The 18,908-nt window shown below is 68.1% G+C and carries 15 protein-coding genes; 7 read left to right on the plus strand and 8 right to left on the minus strand.

Features of this window, described 5'->3' with window-relative positions:
• The first annotated feature begins 48 nt into the window (after positions 1–48).
• The 3 genes from efeU to efeB are packed head-to-tail and all read left to right on the plus strand — an operon-like array spanning position 49 to position 4,290.
• On the plus strand, positions 49–1,767 hold the full coding sequence (efeU, locus tag ACLQ3C_RS08985) for an iron uptake transporter permease EfeU (protein WP_425704708.1): 1,719 nt from the start codon (positions 49–51) through the stop codon (positions 1,765–1,767).
• Positions 1,764–2,954, plus strand: coding sequence for an iron uptake system protein EfeO (gene efeO, locus ACLQ3C_RS08990; RefSeq protein ID WP_425704709.1), 1,191 nt, complete (start codon positions 1,764–1,766; stop codon positions 2,952–2,954). The genes efeU and efeO overlap by 4 nt, the downstream gene beginning before the upstream one ends.
• Positions 2,955–2,994: 40 nt before the next feature.
• Positions 2,995–4,290, plus strand: a complete 1,296-nt coding sequence (gene efeB, locus ACLQ3C_RS08995; RefSeq protein ID WP_425704710.1) for an iron uptake transporter deferrochelatase/peroxidase subunit — start codon at positions 2,995–2,997, stop codon at positions 4,288–4,290.
• Between the two features lie 61 nt (positions 4,291–4,351).
• On the opposite strand, the gene cysC is transcribed toward efeB, so the two are convergent.
• From cysC to ACLQ3C_RS09020, 5 genes are all read right to left on the minus strand, one after another.
• Entirely contained in the window at positions 4,352–6,241 is a 1,890-nt protein-coding gene (cysC, locus tag ACLQ3C_RS09000) for an adenylyl-sulfate kinase (RefSeq protein WP_425704711.1), read from the minus strand.
• Positions 6,241–7,173, minus strand: a complete 933-nt coding sequence (cysD, locus tag ACLQ3C_RS09005) for a sulfate adenylyltransferase subunit CysD (RefSeq protein WP_425704712.1) — start codon at positions 7,171–7,173, stop codon at positions 6,241–6,243. The genes cysC and cysD overlap by 1 nt, the downstream gene beginning before the upstream one ends.
• Positions 7,170–7,970 carry a trehalose 2-sulfotransferase gene (gene stf0 / locus ACLQ3C_RS09010; protein ID WP_425704713.1) on the minus strand — a complete coding sequence of 267 codons (801 nt, stop codon included), beginning with the start codon at positions 7,968–7,970 and terminating at the stop codon, positions 7,170–7,172. Before stf0 ends, cysD begins: the two co-directional genes overlap by 4 nt.
• Positions 7,971–8,066: 96 nt before the next feature.
• Positions 8,067–9,536: a sulfatase family protein gene (locus ACLQ3C_RS09015; protein WP_425704714.1), complete on the minus strand. Its 1,470-nt coding sequence runs from the start codon at positions 9,534–9,536 to the stop codon at positions 8,067–8,069.
• A 63-nt stretch (positions 9,537–9,599) separates the two neighbouring features.
• The gene (locus ACLQ3C_RS09020; RefSeq protein WP_425704715.1) at positions 9,600–10,436 is read right to left on the minus strand and encodes an NADPH-dependent oxidoreductase; all 837 of its coding nucleotides are present in this window, start codon (positions 10,434–10,436) and stop codon (positions 9,600–9,602) included.
• A 405-nt stretch (positions 10,437–10,841) separates the two neighbouring features.
• On the opposite strand from ACLQ3C_RS09020, the gene ACLQ3C_RS09025 reads away from it, so the two are divergent.
• The 3 genes from ACLQ3C_RS09025 to ACLQ3C_RS09035 all read left to right on the plus strand — a co-directional run bounded on the left by ACLQ3C_RS09025 (position 10,842) and on the right by ACLQ3C_RS09035 (position 14,182).
• Positions 10,842–11,771 (plus strand): LysR family transcriptional regulator, encoded by a 930-nt coding sequence (locus tag ACLQ3C_RS09025; RefSeq protein ID WP_425704716.1) that lies wholly within the window; start codon positions 10,842–10,844, stop codon positions 11,769–11,771.
• 95 nt (positions 11,772–11,866) lie between these two features.
• Positions 11,867–12,586, plus strand: coding sequence for a YcnI family protein (locus ACLQ3C_RS09030; protein WP_425704717.1), 720 nt, complete (start codon positions 11,867–11,869; stop codon positions 12,584–12,586).
• 3 nt (positions 12,587–12,589) lie between these two features.
• Entirely contained in the window at positions 12,590–14,182 is a 1,593-nt protein-coding gene (locus ACLQ3C_RS09035; RefSeq protein ID WP_425704718.1) for a copper resistance protein CopC, read from the plus strand.
• A gap of 48 nt (positions 14,183–14,230) precedes the next feature.
• Here the strand turns inward: ACLQ3C_RS09035 and ACLQ3C_RS09040 are convergent, their stop codons facing one another.
• Entirely contained in the window at positions 14,231–15,196 is a 966-nt protein-coding gene (locus ACLQ3C_RS09040; RefSeq protein ID WP_425704719.1) for a TauD/TfdA dioxygenase family protein, read from the minus strand.
• Between the two features lie 336 nt (positions 15,197–15,532).
• On the opposite strand from ACLQ3C_RS09040, the gene ACLQ3C_RS09045 reads away from it, so the two are divergent.
• Positions 15,533–16,636 carry an acyl-CoA dehydrogenase family protein gene (locus ACLQ3C_RS09045; RefSeq protein WP_425704720.1) on the plus strand — a complete coding sequence of 368 codons (1,104 nt, stop codon included), beginning with the start codon at positions 15,533–15,535 and terminating at the stop codon, positions 16,634–16,636.
• A gap of 30 nt (positions 16,637–16,666) precedes the next feature.
• Here the strand turns inward: ACLQ3C_RS09045 and ACLQ3C_RS09050 are convergent, their stop codons facing one another.
• Together ACLQ3C_RS09050 and ACLQ3C_RS09055 are read right to left on the minus strand one after the other, a co-directional pair.
• Entirely contained in the window at positions 16,667–17,962 is a 1,296-nt protein-coding gene (locus tag ACLQ3C_RS09050) for an LLM class flavin-dependent oxidoreductase (RefSeq protein ID WP_425704721.1), read from the minus strand.
• Entirely contained in the window at positions 17,952–18,902 is a 951-nt protein-coding gene (locus tag ACLQ3C_RS09055) for an LLM class flavin-dependent oxidoreductase (RefSeq protein WP_425704722.1), read from the minus strand. The genes ACLQ3C_RS09050 and ACLQ3C_RS09055 overlap by 11 nt, the downstream gene beginning before the upstream one ends.
• Between the last annotated feature and the right edge of the window lie 6 nt (positions 18,903–18,908).

The raw sequence follows: 18,908 nt of genomic DNA on the forward strand, positions 1-18,908 counted from the left end.
TGCGTCCACGCACACGTGGCGTCGTCCACATTCACGGGGAGGTCGGTTGTGCTCGCCACTCTGATCATCGGGCTGCGCGAAGGCCTCGAGGCCGCCCTGATCGTCGGCATCATCGCCGCGTTCCTGCGCCGTCAGCAACGAGCCGACGCACTGCGCTGGATGTGGGCCGGCGTCGTCGTCGCGGTGGCCATCTGTGTCGCGGTGGCGATCGGGCTGGAGGTGCTCTCCCGCGACCTGCCCCAACGCGAGCAGGAGGCACTCGAGACGGTCATCGGCGTGATCGCCGTCGCGATGGTCACCTACATGATCGTCTGGATGCGCAGACACTCCCGAGACCTCAAGGGCGACTTGGAAGCTGCCGCGACCGATGCCATGGCGAGCGGGTCGGCGATCGCTTTCGTGCTGATGGCCTTTCTCGCCGTGCTGCGCGAAGGACTCGAGACCGCGGTCTTTCTGGTGGCGGCGTTCAATGCGAGCGGCAACGCGCTCCCCTCGACGCTCGGCGCGATCCTCGGTATCGCCATTGCCGTCGCACTCGGTTACGGCATCTACCGGGGCGGCGTGCACATCAACCTGGCGCGCTTCTTCACCATCACCGGCCTGCTGCTGGTGCTGGTCGCCGCCGGACTGGTGATGACGGCGCTGCACACCGCGCATGAGGCCGGGTGGCTCGACATCGGTCAGCAGCAGGTCGTCGACCTCACGTGGCTGGTGCGCCCGGGATCGGTGCAGTCGTCGTTGTTGACCGGGGTGCTCGGGTTGCAGCCGAAGCCGGTGCTGATCGAGCTGATCGGCTGGATCGTCTACGTCGCCGTGGTCGGCACGGTCGTGCTCTGGCCCGCGGGCCGGCCGTTCCCCCGACGTCTCGCGGCCCTGACCTCCGGCGCCTTCGCCGCGGCGGCAGCCGTCGCGGCACTCGTCGTCTTCCTCACCGCGCCCGCGCCACCGCAGCCACCGTCGTCGACCCTGCGGGCCGCGACGACGAGCGCCCCGGCCACCAGCGGCATCCTCGCGCACTCGACCGTGCGACCACCCGCCGACGTCGCCGTCACCGTCGAGGGCACCGCCGGCGACACCGCCTCGGGCGTTCTGCACACCGATGGCGTCACGACCCCGCTCACCCGCCTCGCCGGCGGCCGGTCCGCCACCTACGGCGGCGTCGCCGCAGCCACCTTCGATCAGGTCGTCACCCCCGACGTGCCGATCACCGCGCTCGTACCGGACGCGCCGACCCGGGTGAGCGTCGCGCAGATCGTCGACGCCAACGGTGGACGGCTCCCGGTGGGTCTCGATACCCGCCGCTTCGGCGAGTCGGCGCCGGTCGTGTATGTGGTGAGCGCCGCGGTCACGGTGTCGGTCGACCCGCACTTCGGGCGGCCGCTCGCCACCGAGGTCCGCTATGCGATCACCGCGACCGCGACCCCCGAGCATGGCTCTGCGGTCGTCCTGGGCAAGGTCGCCACGTTCGGCGCCGCCCATCGGCCCGACGCCGCCGCACTCGCCGCCGTCGGCGCTGCCGACGAACAGCAGCATGGGCACGACTCTCGTGGCGTGACCATCCCCATCGCACTCACCGTGATCGCGGCGGTCCTCGCGGCGATCGCCGGAGTGCTCGTGTTGTCGTCCCGTCGTCGCACGACACCGCCGGCCCCGGTGTCGCACGACGGTGACCGGAAGGCGCCGGGGCCCGAGCCCGTCGGCGCCGACCCGGATGAGGTCCCGGCCGCCGCGTTGGCGCCGTTGGAGGAAAAGGAGAGAACCCGATGAGGGCTTCCAGACTCGTCGCCGTATCGGCGACCGCAGTGGCCATCGTGGGGGTGGCCGCCTGCAGCAGCAATGACGACAACGGCTCGTCGAGCGGCGCGAAGACGGTGACCGTCGAGATGACCGACGGCGGCTGCAAGGTCACCCCCGACAAGGTCGACGCCGGCCCGATCACCTTCGAGATCAAGAACACCAACGCCGCCGCGGTCAGCGAGGTGGAGTTGCTCCAGGACGGCAAGATCCTCGCCGAACGCGAGAACATCGCGCCCGGCATGGCCGCAACCTCCTTCTCCCACAAGCTCGACGGCGGCACCTACCAGATCTACTGCCCGGGCGCGACGAACGAGAAGACGACGTTCACCGTGACCGGTCAGGCCGCCCGCGCCTCGGGCAGCGTCGCCGACCAGCTCAACGCGGCCGGCGCCGAGTACAAGAAGTACGTCGTCACCCAGGCCAACAGCCTCACCACCGCCACCGAGGCGCTCGTGGCGGCGGTGAACTCCGGCGACGTCAATGCCGCCAAGGACGCCTACATCAAGGCCCGGCCATACTACGAACGCATCGAGCCCATCGCCGGATCGTTCTGTGCCAACGGCGCTTCGGACTGTTCGGACAACAATGCGGTGAACCTCGACGTCGCCATCGACGCCCGCCCGGATGCCCTCGGCCCCGGCGACACCTGGCAGGGTTTCCACGTCATCGAGAAGCAGCTGTGGGCTGCCGACAACCTCGACGGGATGGGTCCGGTGGGCGCCACCCTGCTCAAGGACGTCAAAGACCTGCAGCGACTCGTCAGCGAACCGTCGTTCACCGTCAAGCCCGCCGACATCATCAACGGTGCCGGTGACCTGCTCGACGAGGTGTCCACGAGCAAGCTGACCGGTGAGGAAGAGGCGTACTCGCACATCGACTTCGTCGACATGCAGGCCAACATCGAGGGCAGTCAGCAGGCGTTCGCAATCGTCAAGCCGGCGCTGAACGAGATCGATCCGCAGTTGACCGCGACGATCCAGCAGGCATTCGATCACGTCGAATCGCTCATCGACAGCTTCCGGGACCCCAACGCGCCCGGCGGTTTCAAGCTGTTCAACGATGTGTCCGCACAACAAAAGCGCGACATGGCCGCTGCGATCATCGCCGTCAAGGACCCGCTGTCACAGGCGGGCGGCAAGATCGCGGCCGCGAGCTGACAACTCAGTTGCACTGCACCACAGGAGAGTTCGATAACCGATGAGTACCGCCGACACGCCAGAACCGGCGCCGGGCAAGCGGGGCCGGGTGAACCGGCGAGGATTCCTCACCGGTGCCGGGATCGCCGGCGCCGGTCTGGCGGTCGGCGGTGCCGCCGGCGCGGGCATCACCTATTCGGCCACCGCCGATCAGTCGAGTGATCCGGGTGCGGCCACGGTGCCCTTCTATGGCGACCATCAGGCCGGAATCACCACCAGCCAACAGAATTCGCTCGTCTTCGCCGCGTTCGACCTCAAATCGACCACGGTCCACGAGGTCGAGGTCATGATGGCCCGCTGGGCCGCCGCGGCCAGCCTGCTCGCCGAGGGCAAGCCGGTGGGACCGGTCGAGTCGCGGCCGGAGGCCCCGCCGGCCGATACCGGTGAGGCCTTCGACCTCGGCCCGCACCGGCTCACCGTCACCGTCGGGTTCGGCCCGAGCTTCTTCGACGATCGTCTGGGACTGGCCGCGAAGCGACCGGCCGCCCTCGCCCCGCTGGGGCAGCTGGCCGTCGACACCACCATCGATCCGAGCATCAGTGGTGGCGACATCTGCGTGCAGGCGTGTTCGGAGGATCCGCAGGTCGCCTTCCATGCGGTGCGCAACCTCGCCCGCATCGGCCGCAACGTGGTGACCCTGCGGTGGCTGCAGGAGGGCTTCGGGCGCGCGTCGGCGACCAGCACCTCACAGGTCACGCCGCGTAATCTGTTCGGCTTCAAGGACGGAACCGCCAACATCAAGGCCGAGGAGCACTCGGTCGCCGCCCAGTGGGTGTGGGTCGGCGACGAGACCGACCAGCCGTGGATGAGCGGCGGCAGCTACCTCGTCACCCGCAAGATCCGGATGCACATCGAGGCCTGGGATTCCGACGACATCTCCGATCAGGAACGGATCTTCGGCCGCACCAAGGACTCTGGCGCACCACTCTCCGGCGGCAGTGAGTTCACCGACCTCGATTTCACGGCCACCTCCGCCGACGGGCACACCGAGATCGACCGGTTCTCGCATGTGCGGCTCGCGCATGCCGACAACAACGGCGGCGCCCAGATCCTGCGCCGTGGATACAACTACACCGACGGGATAGACACCCGCACCGGGACTTTGGCGGCAGGATTGTTCTTCATGGCGTTCCAGAAGAATGCACACGAACAGTTTGCGCGCATCCAGAACAATCTGGCCCAGGACGCCCTCAACGAGTACATCTCACCGATTTCCAGCTCGTTGTGGGCGATCCCGCCCGGTCTCACCGAGATCGGCGACTGGTACGGCAAGAAGATGTTCGGGTATCAGGGCTGAGCGCGCGTCGCCAGAACAGTGCCGTATTTCGGTGTCACCAGGTGGCATGAAAGTACGGCATTCACTCGTCGACGACGCCGCGTTCGACGAGGAGGGCGAGCACGCGCCCGGCGAGGTCGTCGATATCGGCGCCGGTGGTGTCGAATCGCAGGTCCGGTGACTGCGGCTTCTCGTAGGGTGCGTCGATGCCGGTGAGTCCCTTCACCTCCCCGCGGCGGGCCCGGGCGTAAAGCCCCTTGGGATCACGCCGTTCGCATTCGCCGACCGGTGTGGAGACGTGCACCTCGATGAAGTCCAGGTCGGCGGCCCGGTGCAACTCGCGGGCGATCTCCCGGTCGGAGTGCAGCGGCGAGACCATCGACGCGATCGCGATGACCCCGGCGTCGGCGAACAGCCGGGCCAGATGCCCGACGCGCCTGATGTTCTCGGCACGATCGCCCGGCGAGAAGCCGAGGTCGTCGGAGATGCCGTGCCGGATGTTGTCGCCGTCGACGAGGTAGGCGACCCGTGCCCGGTTGACCAGTTCACGCTCGAGGGCCACCGCCACGGTCGACTTACCCGACGCCGGCAGTCCGGTCAGCCATACCGTGGCGCCGCGTTGGCCGGTCTTGGCCCAACGCTCGGACCGGTTGAGCGAACTCGGGTGCCATTTGATGTCGTTGCGCGTCGCCTTGCCGGGGATGACCTCGCGCGGTTCGAGGATCGTCCCCGCGGCGACGGTGTCGTTGGACGCCTCGTCGAGCAGGATGAACGCGCCGGTGTCGCGGTTGTCGGCGTAGGCGTCGGCCACCACGATCGACGACGTGCGCAACGTGACCGTGCCGATGTCGTTGAGCCCCAACTCCGTCGGCCCGACGACCTCGAGGAGCGATTCCGGATCGAGGCGACGCTCCAGCGACTGCACCGTCGCCCGGACCGTGTGCGCACCCTGCTTGAGGGCGACCCGGTCACCGGCGTGCAACGGTGTCTCCGACAGCCAGCACAGCGTCGCCGAGAGCTCGCGCGCCGTCACCGGCAGGTGTGCGTCGGCCGCCCCGCTGACGATGACATCGCCACGGCCGACGTCGATCTCGTCGCCCAGTTGCACCGAGACCGACAGTCCGGCGACCGCCACCGGACGCTGCGGATCGAGGGTGTCCACCGACGTCACCGTGCTGCGCGATCCCGACGGCAGCACGGTCACCGGATCACCGGGCGCGACGGTACCGGCGGCGACGCGTCCGGTGTAGGTGCGTTTGCCGTCGGCACCCGGGCGTGAGACCCACTGCACCGGCAGCCTCAGCTCGCGCGGTTCGGGTGAGGGTGCTTGCAGCTCAACCGATTCCAGGTACTCCAGCAGCGTGGGGCCGGAATACCACGGGGTCTTCGGCGATCGGTGGACGACGTTGTCGCCGAGGGTGGCGGCCACCGGGATGGCGGCGATCTCGTCGATACCCAATTGCACGGCGAGTTCGTTCAGCTCCGCCTGCAGCTCGTCGAATCGCTGCTGGGAGAAGCCGACCAGGTCGATCTTGTTGACCGCCGCGATCACATGCGGCACCCCGACGAGGGTGGCGATCCGCGCATGCCTGCGCGTCTGCCGCAGCACGCCCCGGCGCGCGTCGACCAGCAGCACCGCCACGTGGGCGTTGGAGGTGCCGGTGAAGGTGTTGCGGGTATAGCGTTCGTGACCCGGGGTGTCGGCAAGGACGTAGCTACGGGTGTCGCTGGCGAAGAACCGGTAGGCGACATCGATCGTGATGCCCTGCTCACGTTCGGCCCGCAAACCGTCGGAGAGTGCCGCCAGGTCGATGACGCCGTCGTCGGAGGTGACCCCGGCCAGATGATCGGTGGGCAGACTGCCGGTGTCATGCAGCAACCGGCCGATCAGGGTGGATTTTCCGTCGTCGACGCTGCCTGCCGTGGCCAGCCGCAGAATCTGACGGCGCGCAGTGGGAATCGCCGTACTCATCAGAAGTAGCCCTCTCGCTTGCGGTCCTCCATGGCCGCCGACGACGTCCGGTCGTCGGCGCGGGTCGCGCCCCGCTCGGAGACGGTCGCCTCGCTGATCTCGGCGATGATCTCGGGAATGGTGGTCGCCCGCGAGCGCACCGCTCCGGTGATGGTGAGATCACCGACGGTCCGGTACCGCACCCACTCGGTACTCACCTGATCGCGCGCGGAGGGCTGCGAGAACTGCGACACCGCAAGCAGAATCCCGTCCCGGTCGAAGACCTCGCGCTGCGCCGCGTAGTAGATCGGCGGCAGGTCGAGGTCCTCCAACTCGATGTAGCGCCAGATGTCGGCCTCGGTCCAGTTCGACAGCGGGAACACCCGCACCGATTCGCCCCGGCGGATCCGGCCGTTGTAGAGCGACCACGGCTCGGCCCGTTGCGCGCGCGGATCCCACTGCCCGAACTCATCCCGGAAGCTGAACACCCGCTCCTTGGCGCGCGCCCGGTCCTCGTCCCGGCGCGCACCGCCGAATGCGGCGTCGAAACCGCCTTCTTCGAGCGCGTCCAACAACACCCGGGTCTGCAGACGGTTGCGCGAACCGGACGGATCGGTGGATTCGGCGACGCGACCGGCGGCGATCGCCTCGGGAACGGAGGCGACGATCAGCCTGATGCCTGCCGGGTTCTGGGCGCTCGGCGCGACGCGGCGGTCGCGGAATTCGATGACCTCGTCGAAGTTGTGTCCCGTGTCGACGTGCAGGATCGGAAAAGGCAGCGGGTGCGGCCGAAATGCCTTCTCGGCCAACCGGAGCAGCACGATGGAGTCTTTGCCGCCGGAGAACAGCAGCACCGGCCGTTCGAGTTCGGCGACGACCTCCCGGATGATGTGGACCGATTCGGCTTCCAGAACACGAAGCGCCCCGACGTGATCGAAGTCCGGCGTGGTCATAGCGGGTATCCGTACGTTTCCGCGTCGAGACGGTAACGCCGAACCCAGTCGCGCGATCGCGCGTTGGACTGCGGTTTGAGCGGAGGCGGCGGAGCCAGCCCCGGGTCGAGATTCAGCGCCGAGAGCACCGCCGCGGTCGCGCCCTGCGGATCGGAGACCAGCTTCCCGAATTCGATCTCGATCGGTTCGATCCTCTCCTCGTCGAACCAGCGCCGCCACTGACGTTCCTGATCCACCAAGAGTCCCGCAAGGTGCGCAATCGCTTCGGCGTGGTACTGGGCGCCCGCGTCGCGATCGGCATCGAAGTGCGGTCCGTGACCGTCCCGCCAGACCCGCGTCTGGACGGCGCGCCACATCGACACCGCCTGGGGGACAACATCTTCCCGATGGACATGAATGAACAGCGGATCTGCACCGAGCAACTGGCGAACGGCTGTCCGCAATCGTCCGGACGCCACGCGGGTGCGCGCGACGAGCAGCGGGGTCTGATTCCACATCAGCTTGCCGCCCCATACCCCGTTGGGTGTCGCGCCGGCGGCGCGGACATCGGCGCGCCACTGCGCGAACTCCCGGGTGTCGGCCTCCCCCGGTTCGGCGTCGTCGAGCAGCTCGAGTATCGACGAATCCGTCACGCCGGCAAACCATTCGCGCGGCTGCGGCGCCAACGACGACGACTGGAGGTACTGGAAGAACTCCTCGGGCCTGCCGGCCACCCCGGTCGCCGACAACGATTCGACGAGCAGGGTGCTGCCGCTGCGCTGACTGGCGCACACCAGGTAGTTCTCCGGGTTGGACACCGGCTCAGTGTAACCAGCCCGAAAGGGACTGCAACCTGGGCTTTTAAGGTCAGCGAGCGGAAAATCCTTGACAACACGCGGCCCGGATGCCGAGGCTCAGCGACGCGTCGGGTCCGCGGCCGATGCGCGGACCGTCCCACCCTCGCCGGAGGTTATCTCGCCGCGCAGCTCACGCTGCTCCCCCAACGGCCGCCGCGACGGCAGCGCCTCCTCGTCGGGGTCGATGTCGTGCGCTTTCGCCGCGAAGGCGGCCATGAACGCCTCGGCGATCGCGGTGCCCTCCTCCTCGCGCGGGATGGTGTCACCGGTGGTGGCACGCCACTGCGCGAGACGTTCGGCAAGCAATGTCCGTATCGCAGCGTACCGAGGATCGTCGGCCACGTTGTTGCGTTCGTACGGATCGGAAGTCAGGTCGTACAGCTCGACGTGCGGGCGTGCCCGGGCGGTGCTCGCCGGGTCGATCGACCGCGCCGAGAGGCTGTCGGCGATGTCGAGTGGCAACAGCAGCTCCGGCCGGTGCGCATAGTTCTCGATGTAGCTGTGCTGCTTGGTGCGCACGGCCCGGATCGGGTCGAACGCATCGTGGTAGGTCTTCTCGGTGTAGACCTCATCGCGTACCGGCGCGGGCGCCGCGGTGACCAGTTCCGGCGCATGTGAGGCGCCGTCGACGTCGGCCGGGATCTCCACGCCGGCCAGATCGAGAATCGTCGGGGTGAGGTCCACCCCCGAGAACAGTCCGTCGTAGACCTGCGGCGGTAACGACCGGGCCGCGGGCGGACGAATGATCAGCGCGATCCCGGTGCCCTCGGCGTACAGCGTCGATTTGGCCCGGGGAAACGCCAGCCCGTGGTCGGTGACGAAGATGATCCAGGTGTTCGCCGCGAGCCCGAGTTCGTCGACGGTGTCGAGCAGACGACCTACAGCCGCATCGGCTTTGGTGATGCTGCCGTGTAATCCCGCCATGTCCGCACGCACATCGTCGGTATCGGGCAGAAAGCCCGGCACCTCGATGTCGCCGGTATCGGCCGGCGGGTACTCGTCGTCGGGATAGGGCCGATGGGTTTCGAAGAAGCCCGCGGTGAGCAGGAACGGACGGTCCGGCTCGGTCGCGAGGTGATGTCGCAACCACCACTGGGATTCGGCGACGACGTGGTCGCAGCGGGAATCGGAGACGTCGACGGAATCGAAACCGATGCTGGTGGGGTCGGTGCTCTCATGCTGCATGCCGAACAGCACCGTCCGGTAGTCCGCCTCGTGCAGGATCGCCGGCAGGGTCTGCACGCCCGCTCGGTAGGCGAAGCCGTGATGGGCGAGCCCGACGAGCCCGTTGTGGTGCGGATATTGCCCGGTGAACAGCGATCCGCGCGCTGGAGAACACAGCGGCGCGGTCGAATGCGCGTCGGCGAAGCGGATTCCCGACGCGGCAAGACGGTCCAGATGCGGGCTCTCCACGCCATCGGCGCCGTAGCACCCGAGGTGGCGGCCGAGGTCGTGCCAGTGCACCAGGATCACGTTCTCGCGGGTCGGGTCGGCCGCTGCGTGGTCATCGGTGTCAGGAAAGAGCATCCCTCAATGATGCACGCCCGACGTTTTCGGCGTCACGAGGTCTCCGACCACGGCGTGGATCGATCACCGGGCCGATAGCCCGAGATATTCCAGGTGATCACGCAAGCGGTCGCGGCCGTGTAACGCGTCGGCGTTCGCGAGTCGGGCGAGTACGCGGCTGCTCCAATCACCGGTCAGCCCGTGCGCACGGTTGTACCGCGACAGCGACTCGTCGTACCCGGCGAGGTCCCGATCGGCACCCTCGGCGTCATACTGCTCGTGGTGCAGGACCGCCGACTGCGGCAGGCGTGGCTTGATGCCCGCACGCTCGGCGGGGTCGGGGGTGCCGACGGCGAGGCCGAACACCGCGACGGTGTGCGGCGGGAGGTTCAGCTCCGCGGCCACCTCACGTGGCCGGTTTCGGAGGGCTCCGACGAAAACCGTTCCCAGTCCGAGGGATTCGGCGGCCACGACGGCATTCTGCGCCGCGAGCGAGGTGTCGATGATGCCGATGAGCGTGGTCTCCAGATAGTCCGCCCCGTCCAGCGGCTTCCCGGCCCGCGCGGCCAGTCGCCGGACGCGATCGAGGTCGGCGATCCACACCAGGAACAGCGGGGCCTCGACGATGAACTGCTGGTGGTTGGCCAGGTCGGCCAGTCGCGCCCGGCGCCCGGCATCGCGGACGGCGATGACACTCCACGGCTGCAGGTTGGACGAGGTCGGCGCGGATTGGGCGGCGGCCACGATGGCGTGCACCCGCGCATCGTCGACAGCGTCGTCGGTGAATGCGCGCACCGAGCGATGTGCGAGCTGGATCGCGAGTGAATCGTTGCTGACCTCCAGCGTCGCGTCGGGGTCGCCATAGCGTTCGGCGATGGATACGGCTTGTCCGGTGAGGGGCACCTGTTCGGTGATGGGCATGGCTTCTCCCGCTGTTGTGGGCCTGTCGACTCCGATTGCGACGGTCACACTCCACCCTCACGGGCGGGAGGTCAATTGTTTCTCGCTGCGAGAATTGTTGGCCACCAGCCTGATCGTGGCGAACGTCGGGTCGCCGGACGAACGCCGGTCGGCTTTCGTATTGCGCACGGTGGTCGGAACGACGGCAATCAGTACCGGTTGGCGGGCACGCGGTTTACGCTGTGCCGGTCTGATACGTCGCCGGGGTGCGTCGCACCTTGCGTGAAGCCAGGTGGATTCTCCGGCGCGGCGGCCCACCGCCGAACCACCCCCAAAGGCCCGAATGACAGTCATCAGAACCGGTTTGCGGCAACTCCCACGCCGAATCCACGCGCGCCCGGCGCCTTCCACGGACGGGAGCCGACGATGATCGATCTCAAACGCATGATGCTCCTGTGCGACCTCGCCGAACTCGGTACCGTCACCGCCGTCGCCGAACGCAGACACATCACGAGTTCTGCGGTGTCCCAACAGCTACGCGTCCTCGAAGAGGAGAGCAGCGCCGTCCTCTTCCGCCGGGACGGCCGGACGCTGGGACTCACCCGCAGCGGTGAGGTGCTCGCCGACCACGCCCGTCGCGTTCTGGGTGCCCTCGACGAGGCGATGAGCGCGGTGGCCGCCACCGTCGACCGGGCGTCGGGACAACTCGTGGTCGCCTCGTTCAACATGGGCATCTCATTGCTGGTGGCGCCGATGATGCAACGTCTCGCCGAGGACGCACCCGACGTCCGGGTGCTCATCCAACAAGAGAGTCGCGCACGTGCCCTGCGACTCCTGCGCCAGGGTGAAACCGACCTCGCGATCACCTGCGCCTATGGGTTCGGCGGCCACGAATCCCAGAGCGGCCTGATGACGGTGCCGCTCATCGACGAACCACTCGTGCTCATGGCACCGCCGCGCCTGCACGTCGCGATCCGGACGCGAGGGCTCTCGGCGCTCGCCGACGAACAGTGGGTGTCCGGAACCGCCGATTCCGGTCTGGGGATCGCCGTGATGCGTGCGGGTGAGCGCTCCGGATTCATCCCCCGCATCACCCACCGGCTCGTCGGCGCCCGCAACATCTGCGATGTCGCCGGAACCGGGATCGGGCCGGCCGTCGTCCCACTGCTCACCGTGCCCGAGCATCTCCGGCCACTCGTCGTCGACGATGTCACATTGGAGACACGACAGATCCAGGCTGTGGTCCGCGCGGGGCGTCAACGGGATCCGAAGACAGCTATCGCACTGCGCGCGCTGCAGCTGATCTCCGAAGGAGCGCTTCGCGCCACCCGGACCCCGATCGGGCTGGCCGGATAGCGTGCCCATCTGATCCGTCCGCGGATAAAGATTGCTCGCGGTCGCCGGCCCGGGCAGTATCCGGTCGACACAACCCTGCTCGATGAGGAGACTCCGTGCGCCGCAACAAATCCCACAACCGTCGTCACCGCCTCGGACGCGGTGCACTCATGCTCGCCGCGATCGTGGCCACGTTGGGCTTCGCGCAACTCGCGCTTGCCCCACTCCCCCGTGCCGACGCCCATGTGACCGTGGATCCCGGCACCCAGATCGCCGCAGGCGGATACGGAGTCGTGCGCCTGCTGGTTCCGAGCGAATCAGACACCGCGAAGACGACGGCGGTCTCGGTCACCATCCCCGACGGCGTCGACTTCACCTCGGCCCGCACCACCCCGGTGCCGGGATGGACCGCCACCGTCGACCACCGATCCGGCGCCGACGGCCGCGTCACCCGCATCACCTGGACCGCAACGACGCCCGACAACGCGCTCACCTCAACAGAACTCGGACAGTTCGCATTCTCCGCCGGACCGTGGCCGACGAACACGAATACGGTGAACCTGCCCACCGAGCAACGCTACAGCGACGGATCCACCGTCTCCTGGAACGAGATCGCGGTCGATCAGGGCAGCGAACCGGAGCATCCGGCGCCCGTCGTGCATCTCGGCGCCGCCGGACAAGACGCCCACGGTCAAGCGCTCGACCACGCCGAGACCGGTTCCGAGAACCCGGACTGGACATCACGGTGGATAGCGATCGCCGGCCTGGTGGTCGCCGTTCTCGCCCTCGTCGCACTGGCATTCGTGTACCGGTCGGGCCGCAACAGGCCGGAATAGGAGTTGTCGCACTCGCCGCGCCGGTTCGCGGGAATCGTGGTGCTCTGCTTCGCGGCGGCGTGCTGCTGGCTGACCGCGACAGCCGCTCCGGCATCCGCACACGCCGTCGTCGTATCCAGCAGTCCGGCCGACGGCAGCCATCTCGACGAGGGCCCGGCAACGGTGTCGGTCGAGTTGAACGAGCCGGTCAGCATCGTCGCCGGCTCGGCAAGCATTCTGGGCGCCAACGGAACACGCGACACGCTGCGGTCGGCCCAACTGGCCGACGGGGGCCGACGCGTCGTCCTGACACCGGCACATCCGCCAGGCGACGGTGCCTATCTGGCCACCGTGCGGGTGGTGTCCGCCGACACCCACGTCGTGTCGTTGGCGGTGCGATTCACGGTCGGATCGGTGACCGAACTCGGTGCGATGCCCGCGCCGCAGAACGCGACGCCGACGACGGATACGATCGGGGGCCTTCTGGCGAAGGTGGCGGTCTACGCCGGGACCGTCCTCACCGCGGGGCTGCTGCTGGCCGCGCGATGGGTGTGGCCGGAAACGCCCGCGCTGCCCCGGTTCCGGCGCACCTACCGGATCGGGTCGGCAGTACTCGTCGCCGGCCTCGCCGCCCGCCTGATACTCCTTGCGCGCCAGCAATCCGGGGGCGCCGGGTGGTCGGTTCCCGGGTGGACGACCGTGCTCGACGGAAAAGTGGGTATCGCGCTCGCCGCGGCGGCGGCGACCGCGGTGGCAGCCGGACTGTGTCCACCCGGAACACGTTGGCCTACCCAACTCCTCGGGTATCTCGGCGGCGCATGCGCGATCGTGTCCATCACCCTCGCCGGCCATGGGGGTGCCGGCGGGCGCTGGCCCTATTCGCTCGTCGCGACGCTCGCGCACGTCTACACCGCGTCGGTGTGGTTGGGCGGGATCGCACTCCTTGCCGCCCTCCGGCCGGCACCTCTGCGCATCGAACGCTGGCATCGCGTGGTCGTCGGACATCTCGTCGTGCTCGCCGCGTCCGGGGTGACACTCGCCTTCCTCCAGGTCGCGCCGTTGAAGGCGTTGGTGCACACCGCTTACGGCCTGACACTGACGGCCAAGGTGGCAGCCGTCGCATGCACGGTCGTGGCCGGATACGGGGTACTGCGCACCTACCGGAGGCGTCGGGTCCCGGCCGAGGGCGGCGGGCGACGACGGCTGCTACTCGTCGAATGCGCGCTGGCCGTGATCGTGATGTCGCTGACGTCGATCCTGTCGTCGCTGACCCCGGCACGCGACAGCTTCGACGAATCGGTCACCGCCCATCTCGATTTCGGGAACTCCCAGCGACTCGACGTCCGGATCGATTCGATCCGCCGGGGAGAGCAAGGACTCACCGTCGTCGATCCGGCCCCGGCCGGGACGACACCGACCGTCGACGTCGAACTGTCGTCCGCCGACGCCAACGTCGCGCGCCTCCCCGTGGATCTGACCGAATCCCGCACACCGCGCGGTCACACCTGGCGCAGCCGGGACCTGATCGTTCCGGCGGCCGGCCACTGGAGGGTGACCGTGCGACTCGACGGCACGCAGGGGCCTCGGCTGGCCTCGTTCTCCTACCGGGTTCGGTGACCCCTCGGCACCGAACCCGGTAGTCCGACGACGAGCTTCGATGCCGGGTCAGGATCCCAGAAACGGCTCGCCCGAGACGAGTTCGGACTCGCGTCCGTCGACACCGATCGGGATGTCGCCTTCGAGGGTGACCCGGTAGAGAACCCGATCATGACCGAGATGTGCGGCGTCCCCGATGGCCAGATGTGCGGTGGCGCGGTTGTCCCAGAAGGCGACACTGCCCGGGGCCCAACGGAACCGGACCGTGTATTCGATGCGGGTGGCCTCCTGCCACAACAAGCGCAGGATCTGCTCGCTCTGCTCCGGGGAGAAACCGCGGATCTCCCGCGCGCCACGCGTGAATCCGGGACTGACGAACAGTGCCCGTTCCCCGGTCACCGGGTGAACCCGTACCGCCGGGTGATAGGCGACCAGGTTGGCCTCCGAAATCTTCCGGGCGCGTTGGCTGCCCGCCGCCGCGCGCGGCGCGAATTGGTGCTTGATATCGAGCGTATCGGCGAGGTCACGCAGTTCTTGCGGAAGCCCCTCGTAGGCCGCAACCAGATTGGTCCACGTGGTGTCGCCCCCGTATGGCGGGAGGATGTCGGCACGCAGTATCGAGGCCGCGGGCGGATTCACCAGCGCGGTCACATCGGTATGCCAACTATGGTCATAGGAGGTCCGCTTGCGCCCGAGATTTTCTTCATAGCGCCGGCTGTCGATCGGCAGGATCTCCGGAAAACCCGCCGGCGGCCGCTCCTCGTGCGGATGAGCCGGGGTGATCTTTCCGAAGAGCCGGGCGAACGCGATCTGTTCGGCATGACCGATCCGCTGATCACGGAAGAAGATCACCTTGTATTCGTGGAGGGCATTCCTGATCTGGTCGACCACTTCCGGGGCGAGCGGGCCGCCGAGGTCCACGCCGCCGATCTCGGCCCCGATGTAACCGGCCGACGGCGCGATGTCGAGGACGGTGGTCCCTGCCCTATCCGGTACTGGGTTCTCCTGGACTGGGTTCTCCTGGACCTGGGTCACGGTGTTTCTCCCATCATGAGTATCGGCCTGGCACGGCCATGCCGGCGCGAATCGCCACCGGCCGGTCACAGTGTGCAAACCCGGGCCCGTCGGGAACAACGATCTTTCACTACGAGGACACCGAAGATCCGATGGGTGATATTCACGAAAGACTCCCGGTGTCGTCCATCTTCGATCAAGGTGAGCACAAGAATCGATCGCGAACGCTCCGATGGCTACTCTGGGAAAGGTGATTTCTCGCAAACTCCCTATCCGAGCGGCTATCTCGACAACTGCTGCCACGATTCAGAATCATCTCGACCCGAGGACCACGCCCCGGCGGAAAGGAATTCGCGCATGACCATCACCGGTCGCCCCACCGACACCCCGGCCGCCACCGATGTTCATCCCTTCCTCACCGAGGTCGAGAACTACGCCGAGAGCGTCCTGCGGCCCCGCGCACTCGCCACCGACGCCACCGCGGTCGCCCCGGAGCGAATCACCGAATTCGCGACCCTGGGGCTCCTCAACCATCTCGCCCCAGCCGAATTCGGCGGTGCCGGCCTGGGACGCGCGGATGATCGGCGGCTCCACGAGATCATCGCCGGGGCATGCCCCAACACCTGGCTGGTGTGGGCACAACACGCGCCCATCGCCGCACGACTCATCGCGGCCCGCGACGAGGGACTGACACTCCCCGATCTCGCACTCGACATCCTGCGCGGCGAGCGACTGGCCGGCGCTGCGTTGAGCGATGTCCGGCGCTTCCCGGATCACTACATCCGGGCCCGCCGGATCACCGGCGGCTGGGTCGTCACGGGGCGGGTGTCATGGGTCAGTGGCTGGGGCCTCAACTCGGTACTGACCACGGCCGCCATCGATTCCGCCGAGCGCCGGGTCGTCACCGCGCTGATCCCGGTCACCGACCGGCTGCGCGCCGCCCCATTGGAACTCGCCGCGCTCACCGGCAGCCGAACCGAACGCGTTTTCCTCGACGAGGTATTCGTCCCCGACGAGAACGTGTTGTCCGTGCAGACGATCGAGGAATGGCATCACAACGACGTCGGAAACGCCAATGACGCTCGGCCACACCACTTCGGCCTCGCCGAGTCGATCCTGAACGAACTCTCCGAATCCACCGCCGACGAGGCGCGCGCCCTCGCGCGGGCGTGGCGTCCCCAGATCGATCGGCTCCGATCCGGGGCCTACCAACTCATCGATGCGGCGACCGACGCCAAGGACCCCTCACTCGATGTGCAGCAGCGTCTGAACACGCGCGTCGCCACCTTCGACGCTCTCTCGGCCTTGTCCAGAGCACTGCTCGTCGCACGCGCCGGCCACGGTATCGCGCGGGACGACACGGCCCAGTTCTATGCCCGCACAATCCTTTTCTTCCACGTCCAGGGACAGAACGCGACCGGGCGTGCCGCGCAACTGACTAGTCTCACTCCCCCGGACTGAGAGCGCCGGGGCCAGGAGACCCCGGCCCCCTCACGACGCGGCGAACTGCCGTTCCGGCAAGGGAATCCCCCAGCGCCCACGCAGCGTCGGTGCCTCGTATTCACGCCGGAACAATCCCCGTTCCTGAAGGATGGGAATCACCTGATCGACGAAATCCTCGAGCCCGTCCGGAAACTTGTCCGGCATGAGATTGAAGCCGTCCGCCGCCCCGGCGAGGAACCAGTGCTCGATGGTGTCGGCCACCTGCTCGGGTGTCCCCACCACCCGACGATGCCCGAAGCCGCCCGCCAGGACGTCCAGCAACTGCCCGACCGTCAACCGTTCGTCCACCGCAAGCCGGACGACGGCCTCGCGAAATCCCAGCGACCCACGAAATCTGGCCGGATCCGGCGGACCGTCGACGACCGACACCGGTAGTGGGGCGTCGTGGTTGAGTTCATCGGGGTCCACGCCGAGGGTGCCGGCGAGTCGACGAAGTGAGAACCCGTCGGGCGAGAGCGCCGTCGACTCCCGGTGCCGCCGGCGCGCCTGCTCCTCGGTACTTCCGAGCACGGTGATCAGTCCGGGCAGAACCCGGATGTGGGACCGGTTGCGGCCGGCCGCAGCCGCTACCGACTTCACGTGCCGATAGTGTTCGATCCCGGCGCCCAGACTCATCTCGGCCGAGAACACGGCGTGGGCGGCCCGACCGGCGAGTGCCCGCCCATCCGGCGACCCGCCGGCCTGCACGAGCAGCGGATATCCCTGCGCCGAACGCGGAACCGGCAGAACGGCTTCGACGTCGAAGAACTCACCGTGATGTACAGTCGGCCGCTCATCGATCACCGATCGCCACAGGTCGTTCACCACCGTCACGAACTCCTCCGCTCGTCGATAGCGCACATCGCGATCGGGCAGTTCGGCGAGTCCGAAATTGCCGGCCGCCTCGGGACTGTAGGTGGTCACGACATTCCAGGCCACGCGGCCACCGGAGAGATGGTCGAGCGATTGCACGCGGTACGCCAGCTCCCAGGGGTCGTTGAACGTGGTCGACAACGTGCCGATCAATCCGAGGTTCTCGGTGGCCGCGCCGACCGCGGCAAGGATGCTCGTCGGCTCGAGAGCGCGACCGGGTTTGTGGCGCGGGTCTTCTCGCAACGCCGGACCGTCGGCCAAGAAGTACGCATCCAGCAGTCCGCGCTCGGCTATTCGTCCGATCCGCGTGAAGTAGTCGACGTCGACGAACGACAGCGGATGCAGTTCGCTCGAGCGCCACGCGTCGTGGACGATCCCCACGTCGAGGACGTTGACGTTGAGGATGACGTGGTCGGTGCGCTTATCGGACATGGCTGTTCGCCCCTACTGGTTGTCGGGTGTCGGTTTCGGCCGCCGGGAACAGAATCCGGCCACCTGTCGGCAGCCGTACTGCGGCCAGCCCCAGCAGGTCTCGCAGCGTCGGCGTCGGGAGGGCGCCGGACACCGCACCGTCGCGCAGCACGTCCTGGTCCACGGAGGTGGACGCGGTGCCGGTGAGTAGATCGGCGAGCTCGTCGACGTCGCGTGGGTGATGCACGACCACCTCACGATCGCTCTCGGTCACCACGAGATCGGCCACCCGGGCCAGATCAGGCGACGGCTCGCCGAAGGTCACGACCGGCGGCCACACCTGTGGGCCGGACGGAAGCTGCAGTGGCCCATCGATGTCGAAGGCGCCCCGATGATCGATCGCGACGATCCGCTCCGATTCGGCGAACACGCCGCGGGCCGGGTCGGCGATCACGGCGTCGGCGGGAAAGCTGCGCCATAACTCGCGGACGGCGATCACTGCATCCGCGGCGGCGGCGTCGGGAACGGCGGAGGTCCATGGGGATCCGGTCGGGGCCCGCGGGTCGGTCGGTGCGATCGCCAGTCCGGCACGGCCCCTCGACGCGTGGTCGAGACCGGCGATTCGACGTGCGAGGTTGTACGGGTGGTCGCGCAGCGGCGAGGCGGCGACGAGCAACCCGGCCCGGGAGGTGACGGCGGCCAGGACGATGGCTGCCAGACTCGGGTCGATTCCGCCCCGCTCCGTGCGCTTTTCGCCCCACGGACCCGAGTGGCCGGGAAGGACCAGATCGGCACCGACGAGGATCGCGTCGGCGAAGTCGTCCAATCGCCTTCCCCAATCGGCGCGTTCGTCGGCACGTCCGGGGGCCAGGAGCGCCGCCGCGACGGCGCGGTCGAGACCGACGATCACCAGCGGCCGGTGTCCCGGCGGCGATTCGGCACTCGTATCTGCATCACTCATGTCTAC

It is taken from the genome of Gordonia sp. DT30 (assembly GCF_049844915.1).
GTDB lineage: Bacteria > Actinomycetota > Actinomycetes > Mycobacteriales > Mycobacteriaceae > Gordonia.

Bases quoted from the DNA above. Each gene is read 5' to 3' on its own strand.
- ACLQ3C_RS09025 (WP_425704716.1), top strand. From the start codon at position 10,842: ATGATCGATCTCAAACGCATGATGCTCCTGTGCGACCTCGCCGAACTC.
- cysC (WP_425704711.1), bottom strand. From the start codon at position 6,241: ATGAGTACGGCGATTCCCACTGCGCGCCGTCAGATTCTGCGGCTGGCC.
- ACLQ3C_RS09045 (WP_425704720.1), top strand. From the start codon at position 15,533: ATGACCATCACCGGTCGCCCCACCGACACCCCGGCCGCCACCGATGTT.
- ACLQ3C_RS09055 (WP_425704722.1), bottom strand. From the start codon at position 18,902: ATGAGTGATGCAGATACGAGTGCCGAATCGCCGCCGGGACACCGGCCG.
- efeO (WP_425704709.1), top strand. From the start codon at position 1,764: ATGAGGGCTTCCAGACTCGTCGCCGTATCGGCGACCGCAGTGGCCATC.
- efeB (WP_425704710.1), top strand. From the start codon at position 2,995: ATGAGTACCGCCGACACGCCAGAACCGGCGCCGGGCAAGCGGGGCCGG.
- cysD (WP_425704712.1), bottom strand. From the start codon at position 7,173: ATGACCACGCCGGACTTCGATCACGTCGGGGCGCTTCGTGTTCTGGAA.
- ACLQ3C_RS09020 (WP_425704715.1), bottom strand. From the start codon at position 10,436: ATGCCCATCACCGAACAGGTGCCCCTCACCGGACAAGCCGTATCCATC.
- ACLQ3C_RS09015 (WP_425704714.1), bottom strand. From the start codon at position 9,536: ATGCTCTTTCCTGACACCGATGACCACGCAGCGGCCGACCCGACCCGC.
- ACLQ3C_RS09050 (WP_425704721.1), bottom strand. From the start codon at position 17,962: ATGTCCGATAAGCGCACCGACCACGTCATCCTCAACGTCAACGTCCTC.